This window comes from Cellvibrio sp. pealriver (assembly GCF_001183545.1).
GTDB lineage: Bacteria > Pseudomonadota > Gammaproteobacteria > Pseudomonadales > Cellvibrionaceae > Cellvibrio.
The window spans coordinates 800,417-819,118 of record NZ_KQ236688.1; the positions used below are offsets into that span (position 1 = coordinate 800,417).

Consider the following 18,702-nt stretch of genomic DNA (forward strand, 5'->3'; position numbering starts at 1 on the left):
CAGAAAAAAGTTAAAAATTTTTTGTTATTTACACCATTTTTATAAAAATCCTTACGGGAAAATAATGGCAAGCAAAAAAAGCCACCCGAAGGTGGCTTGTGTAATCCTTTTAAATAAATCTCCGTTAAATCCATTTCCTTATAGGCGGGACATCCTGTCTCTCCCTGTCCTTTTTTAAAAGTTGTAGCTGATGTCAAGGCTGATGCTGGTGCCCACTTCTTGACGAAGGATGGTGACATCTTGCCCTTGCACATTGGTTTGGGTGATTTCACGATCTTCATCCAGCAAGTTGCGCAGTTTTGCTTTGAGGATGAGCTGCTCAATTGGATAGTAGGAATAGGTAAAATCCAGCGAACTAAACGGTTGCTCAAAGGCGTCGTCGTGACCAGTATCAACAGCAGCGAGTGTCAGTTTTTCACCGGCGATATTGTAGGAAAGCGCTGCGCCGTGTTTACCATCATCCGAGTCATAACCCAATTGCGCATTGAGCACGTAAGGCGATTGACCGCTCATAGTGCGAACGCTATTGGTGTAACCGCCGTTGGTGGGTGAAACCACTTCTGAATCACTTAAGGTCAGGTTGCCTGAGACGAAGAAGCCGCGCTCAAGATTCCATAAGCCTTCAAATTCCACACCGTAGAGCTCGCCAGACAATGCGTTTTCAAAACTCATGATGATGTCGCTGTCTGAACCGGGTTCCAGTTTTTGTTCGATAGGATCAGTGATGTCTTTGTAGAACAAAGAAACGGTCAGGTTGTTGCCGCCATCGAAATACCATTCACCACGTAAATCGATATTATCCAACATGGAATCGCGCAGGTTTGGATTGCCGCGCACGCGGATATTCAATTCAGGATCGATATAAACCACATCGGCCATTTCACGCAGGTCAGGGCGCACCACCGTTTGCGCATAACTCAAACGCAACTGGAAGGTTTCTGAATTCATGAAGCCATCGTTGATGTAGGTTAATGCCGCCGATGGATACACATCATCACTGCGACGAGTGTAAGTCTGGTTTTCGTTTTGCAATTCCTTGATCAGGTTTTCCAGCGTAATGCCGGTGTAATCGAGCAGATCGAGTGGCAACAGCGCGGTGCGGAAATCTTCGTAGCGCGCACCAGCGGTGATGCGCCAGGTATCGCTCAGGGTTGCATCGATCATCCCGTAAAACGCATCGGTCATTTGCCCGGCAATATAACTTTCAGTACCGAAACCGCGGCTCATGGTCAATTCAAAATCGTTGTTGAGATTACTGATGTTGCTATCGGTAAACACATCGCCCGGCATGCCTTCCAGGAAGTTGCCGCCACCCACATCAATCAGCGCGGTGTAACCAAAATATTGGCGCGATTTGTCGTTGTAGCTATAACCACCGCTGAGCGTAACTTCGGCGTTGTCAAACAACAGGGGTAATTTTGCATTCCAGCCGTGGCTTATTACATCGTCTTGCAAATTCAAAAATGCAAATTGTGCCGATGAATTGGAGGTAATGCGTGTGCTGAGAATTTCACCGGTTTGTGGATCTACCGTGTTATCACCGCCAATGGTGGTTGCGCCGGGAATATTGGTTTCCACTGTGGAATCCGAATAAAACCAATCGACACTGATATCACCCAAGGTATTGCCGGAAAGTTGGTCGAATTTGTGCGTACCCAAGGCTTGGGTAATTTCAACTTCGCGATCCTGATAGCGAGTTTCGTAGGTAACTTTTTGGTTGCCGTCCGCCAAATTGTTGTTGCTGTTTTGCGCAAAGGTAATGGCTGCTTCATCGGTTTCGTTACCGATCAACATGTAACTGGCTTCGATGTTGTGCATGTCTTGATAGTTGATACCGACACCAATCGAACCCAGTTCTTTTGTGTCTTCCTGGGTGCGTTTAGTGGAAGAGTAGGTGACATCGGGTGAGCCTACGCCTTGGCGGATTTGGTTTTTGTTGCGCCATTCGGTTTTTTCTGACCAGTTGAGAATGCTGCCGACAGTCCAATCGTCACCAATATCCCAGGAGTTGCCGAGTGCAACCGAGCCGTTTTGATCCAAGGGTGAATCATCTTCGCGGATAGCGACATCGCGGTTTAATGACAGCATCAAACTGCGGTTGATCGCAATCGATTCTTGCGCTTGTTCGGGCGTCACACTGTTATCGACTTCGGTGCTCAGAATACGGCGGATGCCGTTGATATCCAGATAGCCTTGGTAAGTGTCCAATGCTTGGTCAATCGCTTTTGGTAAGCCACTGGTTTTACCGCCACCTGAATAGGTGATATCGCCATCGCCGCTATTGGTATTGGTGCCGGTGCCGAGGGTGATGTTAAAAATAAATTCGTCCGGAACACTCTTGGTGCGGATGTTCACGTTGCCGCCGCCAAAGTGCGCGGGCAGGTCAGGTGAATAGGATTTTTGGATTTTTAAACTATCCACGATGGATGCGGGAATAATATCCAGCGGTAATACATTGCGCGTTAATTCTGGCGATGGCACTTGAGCACCGTTCAATTGCACGCTGGAGTAACGTTCACCAAGGCCGCGCACATAAACGTATTTGCCCTGATTTAAGGTCACGCCGGTCACACGGGTGAGCGCGACGGCAACATTGGAGTCACCGGTACGGGAAATTTGGTCTGAACCCATCAGGTCAGCAGCGAACGCATCTTCCATACGCTCCTGCACAATCGTTTGTGCACCGCTTTGTTGGCGGCCGGTGACTAACATTTCTTCCAGCACGGGCGCTTCTATCGCAGGCATTGGAATGGCTTGTTGTTCATCTGCTTCCTGGGCGAAGCCGGGTTGTGCCAACACGGAAAGAGAGGCCGCAGAAATGGCGAGAAATAATTTGTGACGGTTGAGTAAACAGTTTTGCATGGTCATAACCTTTTCTGATTCGTTGGTCTGCAGGGCTTGGCATCCGGTGTTATCAAAAAGAGAGGCGCCCTAGGGCGCCTCTTTTCCGTTGCCAGCAACAAGGCGTATGTATGCCCTGAATTAGTTGGCGGTCATGCCTACAGTCCAGCCTGAAACCCAGTCGTTGCTTTCGCTAACCGCACCGATGAAGTTCACGCTGTCAAAGAAGTCGTTGCTTCCTGCAACCGGTGCAGTGGTAGTAGAAGGTTTTTCAGACAGTTTGGTCACGTCGGTTACCGGTACAGTGATCGCCGCCGCGTTGCCATCGGTCATGCTTGCCAGAGTCAGGTAAGCGCGTGGGTTGGTGGCCAAATCTTTGAGGATGTTGGCTGGCAAACCACCGGTGAAAGCAGAGTCGATTACCACGTTGTTGTTACCTGCGGCGGTGAACCAGGTTTTCAGGTTGAAACCAGCATTGCTTGGGTCAACCTTGCCGGTTTTGATCGCTTCGGTACAGGCAACTAGGGTGCTCTTAACAACAGAGATACCTGCTTCCATCGCATCACCAGTTTGTGGGCCTTCGGTATCGTCGTGTTCAAAACATTCGTTAGATGACATGCCGGTGGCGTTAGAGGTAATGATTGAGTTGTAGATTTCGAACTGGGTGCCTTCACGCAGCAATGGGCCTTCTGAGTCGCCTTTAGAGGTTGGGAAGGTGCCTTGGTTGGTATCAACCGCGCTGGTTACACAGGTGTGGTTGGAGATACGTGGGTGAGTCATTGGCAGAATGCCATCGCCACGGCCTTCGCCAGTGTTGTCGCCTTCGATACAACGGTTTGCACCAGAGGTGTGGATGGCCAGTGCGAATTGGATGTTACCTACGTAACCGTCAGCGAAGTCGAAAGAGTCATCGGCAACGTTCACAGCAACTACGTGCTTGAGGTTTACTGCACCGCCGAACATTTCAAAGCCATCGTCACGGGTAGAGTAGGTTTGTACGTAATCGACAACAGTGCCTGAGCCAACAGCATAGAAAGTAATACCGTTCAATTCATTGCCATCAACTACTTCATAACCGGCGTGCTTAACAACAACGTAACGCAATACGCCTGATGATTCGCTGTTGTTGTTACCACCGTAAGTGCCTGGGCGGCCTTCAGAGGTCACGTGACAGTTGCTTGGGTCGGTACACTTGTTGGTCAAGCCTTGGCCGAGGATTTGGATACCACCCCACAGGCCGCGATCACCTTCGGTCGCTGATTTTTCAATCAAATCTTTGGTCGCACTGAATACGATTGGTGCTTCTTTAGTGCCTTCTGCAAAAATTTGTGAGCCGCGCGCTACACGTACGTAATCAACCGGGTTGCTGAATGCTAATTTCGCACCTGCTTTAATGGTCAGGATGGGGCCAGCACCTGCTGCTGGTACTTTAACGCCAGCGGCAACATCGTTGGCATCTACATCTTCACCAATAAACAAGCTGTCCTGGAAGATATGTACGCCGTTGTTTGCAAGGGCAGGGATTTCAAGGTCAGTAGTCAGTGGGCGGGTATCGCTTACAAAGGTTACGCCGTAAGTACAGTTATTACCGCTGAAGGTCCCCTGGAATTTTTGACCGCCCAACTCATAAGAGGCGCAAGGGTTAGTGGCAACTGAAGAGCTGCTGGCACCGTTGTTGTTAGTGGTGTTGTTGTTTGAATCAGTCACAGTGTTGCTTGGGTTCAAATTGATATCGCCACCACCACAGGCAGCCAGGGTTGCAGCGAGTACATTCAATGCAAAAAGATTTTTCAGTTTCATGGGCCACTCTCTTCTAGTAAGGGAACTCTGATAAGGGAAATGTGAACGCTGCGGCTTTTGTGATAGCTGTCCGCTTCTGCGTTTGTGGCGCTATCTTTGATGACAAATATGAAATCTGGACGACAGTTTGATGAAAGTTTTATTTCGGTTAGATGTCAGAAATATGTCAAAAAGGCTTTGTTGCAATTTGTAACTGGCGCAATTTTTCGCGGTAAAGGCGGTTGTTGGCGGGGGGATGATTGGTTAAAGTGACCGGCATAGCGCCCATCCTATCGGGCAGATGTACTTTCTCTTTTTCCGCAATTCAGGTTCGTCATTCAGCCAAGAATCGCTTGCCTTATCTTCCAGGGAACTTATGAAACTTAATCTCTCGCCTTCATCGTCTTTCTCCTTACGTCCATTGGTTGCCGGGTTAGCGGTTGCATTGGGCTTGGTCATTCCACTTGGCGTGTTTGCGCAGGATGACCAAGAGGCCGCAGACCAGGATCCCTGGCAGGGATATAACCGTGCCATGTTTAAATTCAATGATGCGGTTGATCGCTGGACACTCAAACCTTTGGCGAAAAGTTACAAATTTGTCATGCCCGATCCATTAGAAACCGGTGTTGGGAATATTTTTGACAACATCCAGGAAGTACCCAATGTGATCAACGGCGTATTGCAGTGGGATCTCAAAGGTGCCGCGCATGACACCGGGCGTTTGCTGGTAAATAGCACCTTGGGGATTGGCGGTTTGCTGGACGTTGCCAAATACATGCATTTGCCAGCCGACGAAGATGAAGACTTTGGCCAGACGCTGGCGGTGTGGGGCGTAGGGCAGGGGCCTTATCTGGTGCTGCCATTTTTAGGGCCAAGCACTGTGCGCGACGGTTTTGGTAAACCCATCGATTGGTATACCGACCCAACTACTTATATCGATCACGTGCGTACCGAAAACACGGTGCGCGCATTTGAGTTGATGGATACCCGCGCAAGTTTGCTGGATCTTGAAAAGAATATTACCGGCGACCGCTATACCTTTGTGCGCGATGTGTATTTGCAGCGCCGCGACTATCTGATCAATAACGGTGAGGTTGAGGACGATTTTGGTTCAGAAGACTTCGACGAAGAGGATTTTGACGGGGAGTTTTAATTGCAAACGGCCACTTTTCAGTGGCCGTTTTGTTATGCGCGTTTGTTAAGCGCTGCAGCGCATTTATCGAGGCGGTTCTAGTTGGGCAGTATCTGGATAATTTCCAGCCCTAAAATGTAATCGCCATTATCATTGGTTGATACACGCGCAACCTTCGCTTTGGCTTTCAATGTTGGGCTGTGGCCGTGATCGGAAGACACTTCCACCTCAACTTCAGTGCCCGCCGGAAGGCTTTGCTTGGCTTCCACTTGCAGGCCGCCTCCGCTTAAATCCAGGCATAAACCCTCAATGACATCGGCCGAAGAGGCCAGTTTTGCACTCAAGGGTGCACCGATTTTCATCCGGATAAAATCGCGCTTTTCGCTGTAAGGCTTATCGTTAATCCCCATAGCTTGTTCCTCGTTATTAGTGTGATTGACGAGAGTTTATGGTCTTGGCAAGACTTCAAAGAGTGTAGCACAGGGCTTTTTGATTACAGGCGAAAAAAAACCGCGCAGTGCGCGGTTTTTGTTAGCAGGCTGATTGCTTGTGGCAATTAGCGCTCCAGATATTGCAGTTTGCCAGGAACGCCATCCCACTCGGCGTGGTCGGCGGGGGCATCTTTCATCTCGGTGATGTTTGGCCACACCTGCGCCAGTTCGGCGTTCAATTCCAGAAATACCGCTTGGTCTTCCGGCAACTCATCTTCCGAGAAGATGGCACCTACCGGGCATTCTGGTTCGCACAGTGCGCAATCGATACATTCATCCGGGTGAATCACCAGAAAATTGGGGCCTTCGTAGAAACAATCTACCGGACAAACTTCCACACAGTCAGTGTGTTTACATTTGATGCAATTTTCCCCAACTACAAACGTCATAGGAGACTCCCACAAGTAACAGAATTCAGTAATGAGTGTGCGCTGCACAAAGGCGATACGCAAGAAGCGCGCATTCTAAACAGCCAAACCCGGTTTGGGTAGGCTTTTTCCGCTGAAATACCCCCGAAAAGTGTTGATTTCAGTGGGAAAAAGCGCAGTTGAGAATGGTTCTTTTTGAATACCGATTTTGGTGATAACCCATATCAAATTTACTAATGCTCTTTTGTCATTTTCCGCGCGCTATTTACCTCTAGAGTAAAGTTCTTTTAGTTTGTATAACTGCTCAAGCGCTTCACGCGGCGATAAATTGTCCGGATTGATTTTATGCAATGCCGCCAACGCCGGGTTCGGCAAACTATCAAACAAACCTGATTGCGCTGGTGATTCAATAGCGGGCGCATGTGCCGGTGATTCGGCGATAGGAGGATTCGCCGCATTGCTTAGCGAAGCAGTTACCGCTTCTACTGCGCTAGCGGGGCTTGCGTTTGATTTGATCGAGTGCGGATGCTCGCCGTTTTCCAGCAAATGCAATTGCTGCTGTGCCTCCGCCAAGACTTGCGCCGGAATTCCCGCGAGTTTTGCTACCTGCAAACCATAACTTTTGCTCGCTGGCCCTTCCTGCACTTTATGCAAAAACACAATATTGTCTTTGTGTTCGGTTGCATTCAAATGCACGTTAGCGATTCCGGAAACCGTTTCAGGCAGCGATGTAATTTCAAAATAGTGTGTGGCGAATAAAGTAAACGCGCGCACTTTTTCCGCGAGATGTTTAGCGCAAGCCCACGCAAGCGAGAGGCCATCAAAGGTGCTGGTGCCGCGCCCGATTTCATCCATCAACACCAAGCTGCGTTCGGTAGCGTTGTGCAAAATGTTCGCGGTTTCTGTCATCTCCACCATAAAGGTAGAGCGGCCACCGGCTAAATCATCGGCTGAACCAATGCGGGTAAAAATACGGTCAACAATGCCAATTGTTGCGCGTTGCGCTGGAACAAAGCTGCCAATATGCGCAAGCAGTGTGATTAATGCTGCTTGCCGCATATACGTGGATTTACCACCCATATTCGGGCCGGTGATGATGAGCATGTGGCGCTGCGGATTAAATTCCAGATCATTCGGCACAAAGGGCGCGCTGGTAACCTGTTCCACCACCGGGTGACGGCCACCAACAATATGAATGCCTGCACGCAACGATAATTCCGGTTTGCAAAAACCCAGTGCATCCGCACGTTCTGCCAATGTGGCAAGCACATCCAATTCTGCAACGGCTGCAGCGGAATCTTGCAGTGGAACTAATTGCACATTCAAAATATCAATCAGTTCTTCGTAAAGTGCTTTTTCACGCGCAAGCGCGCGGCTTTGTGCAGAGAGCGCTTTATCTTCAAATTCTTTTAATTCCGGTGTGATGTAACGCTCGGCATTTTTTAACGTCTGGCGACGAATATAGTCTGCAGGCGCTTTTTCTGATTGCGCCGAGGTCAATTCAATAAAATAACCGTGCACGCGGTTGTAACCGACTTTTAAGGTTGGAATGCCGGTGCGTTCGCGTTCGCGCGTTTCCAAATCCAACAAATATTGCCCGGCGTTAGTGCTGATGTTGCGCAGTTCATCCAATTCAGCATCGTAACCTTCTGCAATCACACCGCCATCACGGATTACTACCGGCGGGTTTTCAATAATCGCGCGCGACAACAATTCCACTAAATCGGGAAAAGTAGAAATTTGCTGTGCAAGATTTTTTAATTGCGGCGATTTTTTTTGCGCAAGTTCGTTTTGCAATTCCGGATAAGTACCAATCGACATCAACAAGCGCGATAAATCGCGCGGGCGCGCGGAGCGCAATGCCAGGCGGCCGAGAATGCGCTCCATATCGCCCACGCGTTTTAAAATGCCGTTGAAAATTTCAAACGCATAATTGTGTTGCAGCTCCGCAATTGCCTCTTGCCTGCCAGTTAATAAATCCAAATCGCGCAGCGGGCGGTTCAACCAGCGGCGCAACAAGCGGCTGCCCATGCTAGTGGCGGCGCGATTCAACACTGAAAATAACGTGTGTTCATCGCCACCGGTCAGGTTGATATCCAATTCCAAATTGCGCCGTGTCGCTGCATCCATAATCACCGCTTCATCACGGTTTTCATGCGCAAGGCTGCGCACATGGGGCAGGGCAGTGCGCTGGGTTTCGCGCGCGTAACTTAATAAACAACCGGCGGCACATATGGCTGCTTTTAAATGGTCGCAACCAAAACCAGCGAGATCTTTCGTCGCGAATTGTTGGATCAACAAACGCTCGGCGGTTTCCAAATCAAATTCCCAAGGGCCGCGGCGGCGCAACCCTTTGCGATTCTCGACTAATGCCGGTGTGGTGATGTGATCGCTAATTAATAATTCCGCCGGGTTCAGCCGCTGCAATTCACCCAGCGCCGATTCCAACCCTTCCACTTCCAACACCAGAAAACGGCCACTGGCCATATCCAGCGATGCAATACCAAACGTCTCACCCGCCTGATGCAATGCCACCAACAAATTATCGCGGCGCGAATCCAGCAGCGCCTCATCGCTCACCGTACCCGGCGTGACAATACGCACCACCTTGCGCTCAACCGGCCCTTTGCTCGTCGCAGGGTCACCAATCTGCTCACACACCGCGACCGAAACACCCTCTTTCACCAGCTTGGCGAGGTAACCATCGGCCGAGTGAAACGGAATCCCCGCCATCGGAATCGGCTCACCGTTAGATTTTCCGCGCGCGGTAAGGGTAATGTCCAAAATCTCCGCCGCACGTTTCGCATCATCAAAAAACAGCTCGTAAAAATCCCCCATGCGATAAAACACCAGCTCGTCTTTATGCTGGGCTTTAATGCGTAAGTATTGCTGCATCATAGGTGTATGCTGATCTGTTGGTTCTATTGCATTCATTGCGTAAATATCTTTTAAGTTATTGATTTAAATGTTAATTAATTGATGTTGGAAGTTCGTGTGATACATCATGAAACACCCTGATATAACCTGTAATCGCACAAATTAGTATAGGTTGAAGTATAGGTTGTTTGATGTATGATCACTCTTACAAAACAACCTATACTAATTTGAAAATCCTTCACTAATTCAGAGGCTTGGATTGACGATGCAGATTATCCCCCAAGATGATAAACCCGCCAAAGCTCTTACCAGTAGAGCCATCGAAACCATGAAGCCTACTTCAAAGGAGCTGGCTGATTCGGGTGAGAATCGCGGTTTGAGGGTAACCTGCGGCGCAAAAGGGATTAAGACCTTTATCTACCGCTATCGCAGCCCACTAACCAATAAATTGGTGCAAATAAGTATCGGGCATTATCCCACAGTCTCACTGGCAGAGGCGCGCCTCAAATGCTCAGAGTTAAAGTTGATCCGCGCCAATGGGCGTTGTCCTGCTACTGAGCGGCGTGAGCGTATCCTAGAAGAAGCCAAAATCAATCAAGAGAAAAACCTTTCCGCTACTTTTACTGTAAGAGATATGGTTGAGCTCTACCTGACGCAGCACATTGAAGATCGCAAAGTAGACGGGCGGGTTATTCCCGGTGCCCGCAAACTAAAAGGGCAGTCTGAAACTAGGCGCACTCTCTATGGGGACGCAGTGAGAGTGTTGGGTGATCATCTTGCTGCGAATATCACTCGTAAAGACATCACCTCGATGGTAATGGCGATTATCGAGCGTGGCGCGAATGTCCAAGCCGGTAGCGTATTGCGGGAATTGTCTGCTGCCTATGAGTACGCAATTGGTTTGGAAAAATTACCCGATACATTTGCCAATCCAGCATTGCTCGCAAAGGCGGGATTACGGCAGGCAAAAATTAAATTAACCAGTGAGCGCGGCAAACGCGTTCTCTCCGAAGTGGAATTGAAAAAGCTGTTGCAATGGTTACCAGGCTCGGCTTACTCGACCACACAAAAAAATGTACTCAGGTTCACCCTGTGGACTGGTTGTCGCACTGGCGAGGTCTGTGCAGCAGCATGGAGAGATATCGACCTTGATAAAAAGACATGGCACTTGCGCGATACAAAAACCGGTGTGGAGCGCCATGTACAGTTGTCTACTCAAGCAGTTGAATTTTTAAAAATGTTGAAATTAACCACCGGCGAGTATTTGTTCCCTTCGCTAAAAGGTAAAAAGCCGCTGCAACAAAAGCAACTCACCGAACAGGCATGGCGCTTGAGAACTGATGGTCGCATGTTGGATATAGAGCCTTGGACTCCGCACGATTTGCGCCGCACGGTGCGAACTGGCTTATCAAGATTAGGTTGTCCAAACGAAGTTGCTGAAGCGATCTTGGGACACTCCCGTCGTGGCATTGAGGGGACATATGACCTGCATAAGTATGAGAAGGAGTGCGCACATTGGTTGCAGGTTTGGAGCGACTGTTTACACACTTTGTCTGTAAAGTAATTTACGTAGGTAAATGTGGGTGTATCCAATTTAAAAATTAGTCGGTAAATCCTGTAGATAAGCGCTGGGAACTGTTATTGCTGCTAATCCATTTCTGAGTTGTGTTTTCAAGGTTGCGCTGCCCAATGCCGGGCAATGAGTCAAAGGGCGCTCCTCTGCTCGCGCTCAAAACAAGTCTGTTGTCGGGCATCTTGGGACTTTTTTTGCGACACTCATCCTATCTTTGTGTAAAATGTTAACAATGCCAGCGTGTGGTCCAGTCCGGCACGCACATGCTTGGCCCCCGATGTTAGTCCTAAGATAGGTTCGGTATCTATGTCAAGGTCACCGCGTCGTCCTTTAATTGAAGCTCTGGAGCCAAGATTATTGTTCTCTGCCACCGCAGATATTGCTGTCTTCGATGATGGCAATTCTGATTGGCTGTCTTTAGCGCAGGCGGCAGAGCAGGTCGATCTGGTTAGTATCTATATGCCAGATACCCCGCCGATGATGGAAGGCCAGGATTCTGGGCTTCAATCCGTTCCTGATACAGATCCTCAGGCCGATATTGCACCCAACACTCAATCTTCCGCTACTACGCTGGTATTTGTTGATACAGGGGTCGATGGTTACCAAATTTTGGTTGAAGATATCCGCAACCGTACAGATGCCGACTCCACCGCCATCGTCTATCTCGATACCACCCAAGACGGCATTGCTCAAATCAGCAATTATCTTGCTAGTGCTAGCAGCATTTCAGTCATTCATGTGATTTCTCATGGTGTGACCGGTAATCTAATGCTCGGAAATCAAGTACTTAATGAAAATTATATTGACCAGTACGCCCAGCAATTTGTGGCTTGGAACATGGCGTTGAGCGATGAGGCCGATATTCTCTTGTATGGCTGTGATTTGGCGGCAAACCAAAGTGGTATCAACTTATTGCGCCAATTAAGTGATTTGACCGGCGCTGATGTAGCGGCAAGTAATGACCATACCGGTAATAGTCGTGAAGGTGGGGATTGGGTATTGGAGATTAAGTATGGGCAGATAGATGCCCCCGAACTTTTTTCTGCCAAGTCATATCTTGAGTGGCAGGGGTTGTTGGCTGGTTCCAACCCTCCTAGTGGCACTGACATATCTATTCCTATCGCTGCCGGAAGTGCCTACACCATCTATGCGGCTTCCTTTGGTTTTCATGAGACCGTCGATAGCCCTTGGGATGTTATGGCGGGAGTAAAAGTTACTACATTACCTACCAATGGCACCTTAACCCTTAGCGGCATTGCGATTACAGCTGGTCAAACGGTTACAAAAAGCGATATCGATTTTGGTTTTTTGAAATATACGCCGGATGCAGCCGCTGTAGCGGCTGGCGCTTCGAGCTATACCTTTCAAGTGCAAGATAATGGTGCGAGCAATACTCTCGACATGACCCCCAATACCATGAGTTTTACAATTTCAGGGGCCGTTAATCAGGCTCCAGTTGGGACAAATAACGTAATCGATACACAGGAGGATACGCCTAAAGTTTTAACAGCGGCTAATTTTGGTTTTAGTGATCCTGACGGCAATAGTTTTGCTGGTGTAAAAATTACTGCTATAGGTGGTGGTGGCACATTCTCGGTTACGGGAAGTGGCCCTGTAAGCGTAAATCAATTTGTTACTATTGCTGATATCAATGCGGGAAAGTTAATTTTTACCCCTGCAGCCAATGAAAATGCTACGAATTATGCGGTATTGACGTTTCAGGTTAGAGATGACGGCGGTACTGCGGGCGGTGGTGTGGATACCGACCAAAGTGCTAATAACCTTCAAATTGACGTGAGCTACGTGAATGACAATCCCGTTAATACAGTTCCGGCGGGGCCGATTACTACAGTAGAAGACACGACTGTTGCTATTTCGGGTGTTAGTATTAGCGATATCGACGACTACAATCTTTGGGATGTGGAAGTAACTTTAAGTGTTAGTCACGGTGTTTTATCTGTTAGTGGTGGCTCAGCCGCTATTTCAGGTAGTGGTACCGCCACCGTGGTATTAACCGGCACTATGGCGCAAATTAATGCAACACTTGCCGCTACGCTTAACTACACCCCAGCCAGTAATTTTTTTGGTGCCGATGTTTTCACCATAGTGACCAATGATAAAGGTGCAGGTCGTACCGGAGACTTTGATAAAACAGATACAGACACAGTAGCCATCAACGTTACTTCAGTTAATGATGCACCTATCGTTGCCAATGCAATTCCCGATCAATCAACCAATGAAGAGTCACTTTACAGTTATACATTTCCAGCCAATACCTTTAACGATGTTGATGGCAATACGCTGACCTATACCGCTACTTTATCGGATGGAAATCCACTTCCTGCGTGGCTCAATTTCAATGCGGGTACGCGTACGTTTAGTGGCGTCCCTGATGACGGCGATATTGGCACCATCAGTATTAGAGTTACGGCTAACGATGGCTTTGGTGGAACCGTAAATGAAACCTTTGATCTGACTATCGTCAATATTAATGACTTGCCCTTTGTCAATATTCCGATTCCCAATCAGAACGCCACTGAAGACGCGGCGTTCAGTTACACTTTTCCCTCGAATGCATTTGGCGATGGCGATCTGGGTACAAGTTTTACCTATACCGCAACGTTAGTTGATGGCAGCCCATTGCCAGGGTGGTTGAGTTTTGATTCAGCAACGCGCACTTTTTCTGGCACTCCAGTCAATGCGGATGTAGGCACGCTGTCAATTAAGGTGATCGCGACTGACAGCGCGGGAGCGACGGTATCCGACAATTTTGATATTGTTATTGCCAACTCCAATGACGCACCGACTGTTGCAAATCAAATTCCGAATCAGACGGCGACGGAAAATGCACTGTATAACTACACCTTTCCAATCAATACATTTCATGATCAAGATGTCGGTGACACACTAACCTACACAGCGCAGAGGCCCGGTGGAGCACCATTACCTGCATGGCTCACCTTTGATGCGGCAACTCGCACGTTCAGTGGTACCCCATCCAATGGTGATGTAGGCAATATCACGATTGAAGTGATTGCCAATGACGGCACAACCTCCTTGTCGGATTTTTTTGATTTGCAAGTCGATAACGTTGGCGCCACTAACGTTAATTATGAATCTTCTGGTCCAGCTACAAATACTCAATCACTCTCATCGGGCGTGCCTTTGTATCAGTCGTTTGCACATGACAGTGTGGGCGCAACTTACACAATTGATTCGATTATTTTACAAATCAGAAAAGATCCCTCTGCCAGCGCACAGACTATTACTGTCTCATTAATATCATCTACTTATAACGGTACTGTTGTTGCGAGCGATACCAAAACCTCGGCGGGATTAAATACAGTATTGAGTTGGGAGGCATTTGATTTTTCTGGCGTCGCGCTAAATGACAATCAAATTTATTTTATTAAAGTAGAAACCACCAGCTTTGATGGATTGGTGAGTGTCGGTATTCATAATACCAATGTGTATCCCAATGGATCTTACCACTCCAGTACGGGCACGCCTGACCCTGATCGCGACTTGGCTTTTCAAGTTTCCAGCGGCATCAATAATAACCCTCAAATTGCCAATCCAATTCCGAATCAAAGTGCCACAGAAGATGCAGCCTTTAATTTTCAATTTGCCGCCAATACCTTTAGCGATGCTGATGGCGATACGTTGACCTACAGCGCAACTATGGCGGATGGCAGTGCATTGCCTGGGTGGCTAAATTTCGACGCGGCAACCCGCACATTTTCGGGTACTCCCGTCAATGCAGATGTGGGCACTATCTCGATTAAAGTAACTGCAGATGATGCAAAAGGCGGAACACCGGCAACAGATACCTTTGATTTGGTGATTGCAAACACTAACGATGCACCTACCATTGCCAATTCAATTCCCAATCAAAACGCGACTGAAGATGCCGCATTTAATTTTACTTTCGCTGCCAATACGTTTAGTGATGTGGATGTTGGCGATACGCTCACCTACAGCGCACAACTAGCCGGTGGTGGAGCACTGCCTGCATGGTTAAGTTTTAATGGCGGGACACGCACGTTTAGTGGCACACCTACGAATGATTTTGTTGGCACAGTTTCAATTGATGTGATTGCCAGCGATGGCAACGGCGGAACAGTAACTGACACCTTTGATATTGTTGTCGCCAACACCAATGACGCCCCCACGGTTGCCAATGCCATCCCCAATCAAAATGCGACTGAAGATGCCGCGTTTAATTTTCAATTTGCCGCTAATACATTTGCCGATCCGGATGTTGGCGATACGCTCATCTACAGCGCACAACTAGCCGGTGGTGGAGCACTGCCTGCATGGTTAAGTTTTAATGGCGGGACACGCACGTTTAGTGGCACACCTACGAATGATTTTGTTGGCACAGTTTCAATTGATGTGATTGCCAGCGATGGCAACGGCGGCACAGTAACTGACACTTTTGATATTGTTGTCGCCAACACCAATGACGCCCCCACGGTTGCCAATGCGATTCCTAATCAAAATGCGACTGAAAATGTTGCGTTTAATTTTCAGTTTGCCGCTAATACATTTGCAGATTCTGATGTTGGCGATACGCTCAGCTACAGCGCGCAACTTGCCGGTGGCGGTGCCTTACCCACTTGGTTAAGTTTTGATGCAGCAACTCGCACGTTTAGCGGTACACCAACGAATGCGTTTGTTGGAACTGTATCAATCGATATAATCGCCAATGATGGCAATGGCGGAACGGTGACTGACACATTCGATATTGTCGTCGCCAACACTAACGATGCCCCCACAGTTGCCAACGCCATTCCCAATCAAAATGCGACTGAAAATGTTGCGTTTAATTTTCAGTTTGCCGCTAATACATTTGCAGATTCTGACGTTGGCGATACGCTCAGCTACAGCGCACAACTTGCCGGTGGCGGTGCCTTACCCACTTGGTTAAGTTTTGATGCAGCAACGCGCACCTTTAGCGGTACACCAACGAATGCTTTTGTTGGCACTGTATCAATTGATGTAATCGCCAATGATGGTAATGGCGGTACGGTCACTGACACATTCGATATAGTCGTCGCCAACACTAACGATGCGCCTACGGTTGCCAATCCAATCCCCAATCAAAATGCGACGGAAGATGCTGCGTTTAATTTTCAGTTTGCCGCTAATACATTTGCAGATTCGGACGTTGGCGATACGCTCAGCTACAGCGCGCAACTTGCCGGTGGCGGTGCCTTACCCGCGTGGTTAAGTTTTGATGCAGCAACGCGCACCTTTAGCGGTACACCAACGAATGCTTTTGTCGGCACTGTATCAATCGATGTAATCGCCAATGATGGTAATGGCGGAACGGTCACTGACACATTCGATATAGTCGTCGCCAACACCAACGATGCGCCTACGGTTGCTTTCCCAATTGCTGACCAGAGTGCAACTGAAAATACCGCTTTCAACTTCACCTTTGGCGCCAATGTATTTGCTGATCAGGATGTTGGCGACACACTGACTTACAGCGCGCAACTTGCTGGCGGCGCACCCTTGCCCACTTGGTTGAGTTTTAATTCTGCCACCCGTACTTTTAGCGGTACACCTGCGCTTGGTGATGTGGGCAGTATCAATATTGAAGTCACTGCGAATGATGGACAGGGCGGTTCAGTGAGCGATAGTTTTGTTCTCACTGTCACTAGTTTGCCGGTCAATGCACCGCCGTTTGTACAGTCACCCATTGCCGATCAAGTGGCTGCCGAGAACCAACGCTTTGATTTCAGTTTTCCCGTGTCGACCTTTGTTGACCCAGAGGGTGATCCGCTACGTTATTCCGCTCAATTGGTAGGCGGTGGGCCTTTGCCAGCCTGGTTAAGTTTTGATGCCGCGACGCGCAGTTTTAGCGGTACTCCGACGGCGGGCGATATCGGCAGCATCAATGTATTGGTGACGGCGAGTGATGCAAATGGCGGCTCTATTAGCGATAGCTTTGTTATTGTCGTGAACAACGTTAATGACGCACCGGTGCTGGTAAATCCTCCGGCCAACCAAACCGCACTGGAAGATCTACCGTTCAGTGTAACTTTCCTCGCTAGCATGTTTACTGATGCCGATGTGGGCACCACCTTAGTCTATAGCGCGCAATTAGCTGGCGGCGCGCCCTTGCCAAGCTGGTTGGTATTTGATGCCGCGACGCTGAGTTTTAGTGGCACACCTAGCCAGGCGGACGTTGGAAACCTAAGTATCCAAATTATCGCCAGTGATGGCATGGCCGCTGCGACAGCTCAATTTGAGTTGACCGTGGAAGAGGTCAATGATGTGCCTGAAACCACCGGCAGTATCGTCATCAATAATGTTGAAGACGCGGCTGGTGATCAGGTTGATTTATGGGCCTTGTTTAGCGATGAGGAAACTGCCACCCGCAATCTGGTGTTTTCTGTCGTTAGCAATAGCAACCCGGCCTTGGCGAGCAATGCGAGTATTGATCTTGCCACCGGTAAATTGCAGTTGAACTATGGTGCCAATCAATTTGGCAGCAGCGATGTCGTGGTGCGTGCACAAGATGAGCAGGGCGCTTGGGTTGATGCATTGGTACGCATCCATATCGCCTCGGTAAACGATGTGCCTGTGTCGAGCGGCATGGCGGATATTAGCGTCAAGGCTGGCACCGCACCTCAGCAGATGAATTTGCGCACCGTATTTAGCGATGTGGAAAATGGCACCACGCTCAGTTGGACGCTGATGCAAAACAGCAATAATAGCGCGGTTCCCAGTATTCAAATCGACCCGGCTACTGGCCTTATGACGCTCTCGTTTGCCTCTCAAACCGGTGGCGAGTCAACCATTACTCTGCGCGCGAAAGACAGCGATGGCGCTTGGGTAGAAACCTCGTTTAAAGTCACTGTAGCTGCGTTGGAAAAGCCACCCGTTACTGTGCCGCCGGTAGAGCCGCCAACCCCTCCAACAACGCCGCCTACCACACCTCCAACAACACCGCCTACCACAGATGGGCCAAAAACCCCTGATGGTGCAGATACAGATCTGCCCGAGATTCCCGGTGAATTGCCAAATCAGGGTGGCAATAACAGCCTTGAGCCACTGCTTCCCGATGGCTTGGACGCCCAACAAATTATCGTGGAAACCGGCGATAGCAACCACACTGACGCGGTGATTAACGATAAGTCCAGCCGCGATTATGAACGTGCTGAGGAGATCAATAGCGATGGCAATGTTCCGCTTACCACCTTAACCGCCTCACCTAATTTGGCAGGCTTGATTGCGCCAGACGCCGGTTTTGCCCCTTGGGAAGAGGCGGATTTTGATAATGAAGTGCGCCGTTTGCGCGCCCAAATGGATGAGGCCATGGTAGAAGAGCAGGATCGCAGGGCCGTGGTGGCTGGTCTGACTTTTTCTGTCACTACCGGTTTGCTGGTGTGGTCTTTGCGCGCGAGCAGTCTATTGTTAACCATGATGTCTATGCTGCCGCTCTGGCGCGGGCTTGATCCGCTGCCTATCCTGGAAGAAGTAAACAAAAAGAAAAAAGAATTGGAGCAGCAGCGTAAAGATAAAATTAAGGAAGACAGGGAGGCTCACGAAGTGGGTTATCTTTTTGATCAGGTTAACAAAAAAGAGTGAGATATTTCATTGATGAAAATAATGTTTATTATTGGTTCA

At 48.8% G+C, this 18,702-nt stretch carries 8 protein-coding genes; 3 read left to right on the plus strand and 5 right to left on the minus strand.

Going from position 1 to position 18,702, the window contains the following annotated elements:
* Positions 1-174 precede the first annotated feature (174 nt).
* Both VC28_RS03320 and VC28_RS03325 read right to left on the minus strand, forming a co-directional pair.
* On the minus strand, positions 175-2,862 hold the full coding sequence (locus VC28_RS03320) for a TonB-dependent receptor domain-containing protein (RefSeq protein ID WP_049629398.1): 2,688 nt from the start codon (positions 2,860-2,862) through the stop codon (positions 175-177).
* Positions 2,863-2,982: 120 nt separating this feature from the next.
* Complete coding sequence (locus VC28_RS03325) at positions 2,983-4,641, minus strand: hypothetical protein (RefSeq protein WP_049629399.1); 1,659 nt, start codon at positions 4,639-4,641, stop codon at positions 2,983-2,985.
* A 355-nt stretch (positions 4,642-4,996) separates the two neighbouring features.
* Between VC28_RS03325 and VC28_RS03330 the strand changes: the two genes are divergently transcribed.
* Positions 4,997-5,773 carry an MlaA family lipoprotein gene (locus tag VC28_RS03330; protein WP_082191389.1) on the plus strand — a complete coding sequence of 259 codons (777 nt, stop codon included), beginning with the start codon at positions 4,997-4,999 and terminating at the stop codon, positions 5,771-5,773.
* A gap of 77 nt (positions 5,774-5,850) precedes the next feature.
* On the opposite strand, the gene VC28_RS03335 is transcribed toward VC28_RS03330, so the two are convergent.
* From VC28_RS03335 to mutS, 3 genes are all read right to left on the minus strand, one after another.
* A complete protein-coding gene (locus VC28_RS03335) occupies positions 5,851-6,162 on the minus strand; it encodes a PilZ domain-containing protein (RefSeq protein WP_049629400.1) in 312 nt (103 codons plus the stop codon).
* Positions 6,163-6,308: 146 nt separating this feature from the next.
* Positions 6,309-6,632, minus strand: a complete 324-nt coding sequence (gene fdxA / locus VC28_RS03340) for a ferredoxin FdxA (RefSeq protein ID WP_049629401.1) — start codon at positions 6,630-6,632, stop codon at positions 6,309-6,311.
* A 240-nt stretch (positions 6,633-6,872) separates the two neighbouring features.
* Entirely contained in the window at positions 6,873-9,545 is a 2,673-nt protein-coding gene (mutS, locus tag VC28_RS03345; RefSeq protein ID WP_049629402.1) for a DNA mismatch repair protein MutS, read from the minus strand.
* A 208-nt stretch (positions 9,546-9,753) separates the two neighbouring features.
* On the opposite strand from mutS, the gene VC28_RS03350 reads away from it, so the two are divergent.
* Both VC28_RS03350 and VC28_RS03355 read left to right on the plus strand, forming a co-directional pair.
* On the plus strand, positions 9,754-11,052 hold the full coding sequence (locus tag VC28_RS03350) for a tyrosine-type recombinase/integrase (RefSeq protein WP_049629403.1): 1,299 nt from the start codon (positions 9,754-9,756) through the stop codon (positions 11,050-11,052).
* 315 nt (positions 11,053-11,367) lie between these two features.
* On the plus strand, positions 11,368-18,663 hold the full coding sequence (locus VC28_RS03355) for a putative Ig domain-containing protein (protein WP_082191390.1): 7,296 nt from the start codon (positions 11,368-11,370) through the stop codon (positions 18,661-18,663).
* Positions 18,664-18,702 lie beyond the last annotated feature (39 nt).

Excerpts from the sequence above, each read along its gene's own strand:
- VC28_RS03325 (WP_049629399.1), bottom strand. The coding sequence starts at position 4,641 with ATGAAACTGAAAAATCTTTTTGCATTGAATGTACTCGCTGCAACCCTG.
- VC28_RS03335 (WP_049629400.1), bottom strand. The coding sequence starts at position 6,162 with ATGGGGATTAACGATAAGCCTTACAGCGAAAAGCGCGATTTTATCCGG.
- mutS (WP_049629402.1), bottom strand. The coding sequence starts at position 9,545 with ATGAATGCAATAGAACCAACAGATCAGCATACACCTATGATGCAGCAA.
- VC28_RS03330 (WP_082191389.1), top strand. The coding sequence starts at position 4,997 with ATGAAACTTAATCTCTCGCCTTCATCGTCTTTCTCCTTACGTCCATTG.
- fdxA (WP_049629401.1), bottom strand. The coding sequence starts at position 6,632 with ATGACGTTTGTAGTTGGGGAAAATTGCATCAAATGTAAACACACTGAC.
- VC28_RS03320 (WP_049629398.1), bottom strand. The coding sequence starts at position 2,862 with ATGCAAAACTGTTTACTCAACCGTCACAAATTATTTCTCGCCATTTCT.
- VC28_RS03350 (WP_049629403.1), top strand. The coding sequence starts at position 9,754 with ATGCAGATTATCCCCCAAGATGATAAACCCGCCAAAGCTCTTACCAGT.
- VC28_RS03355 (WP_082191390.1), top strand. The coding sequence starts at position 11,368 with ATGTCAAGGTCACCGCGTCGTCCTTTAATTGAAGCTCTGGAGCCAAGA.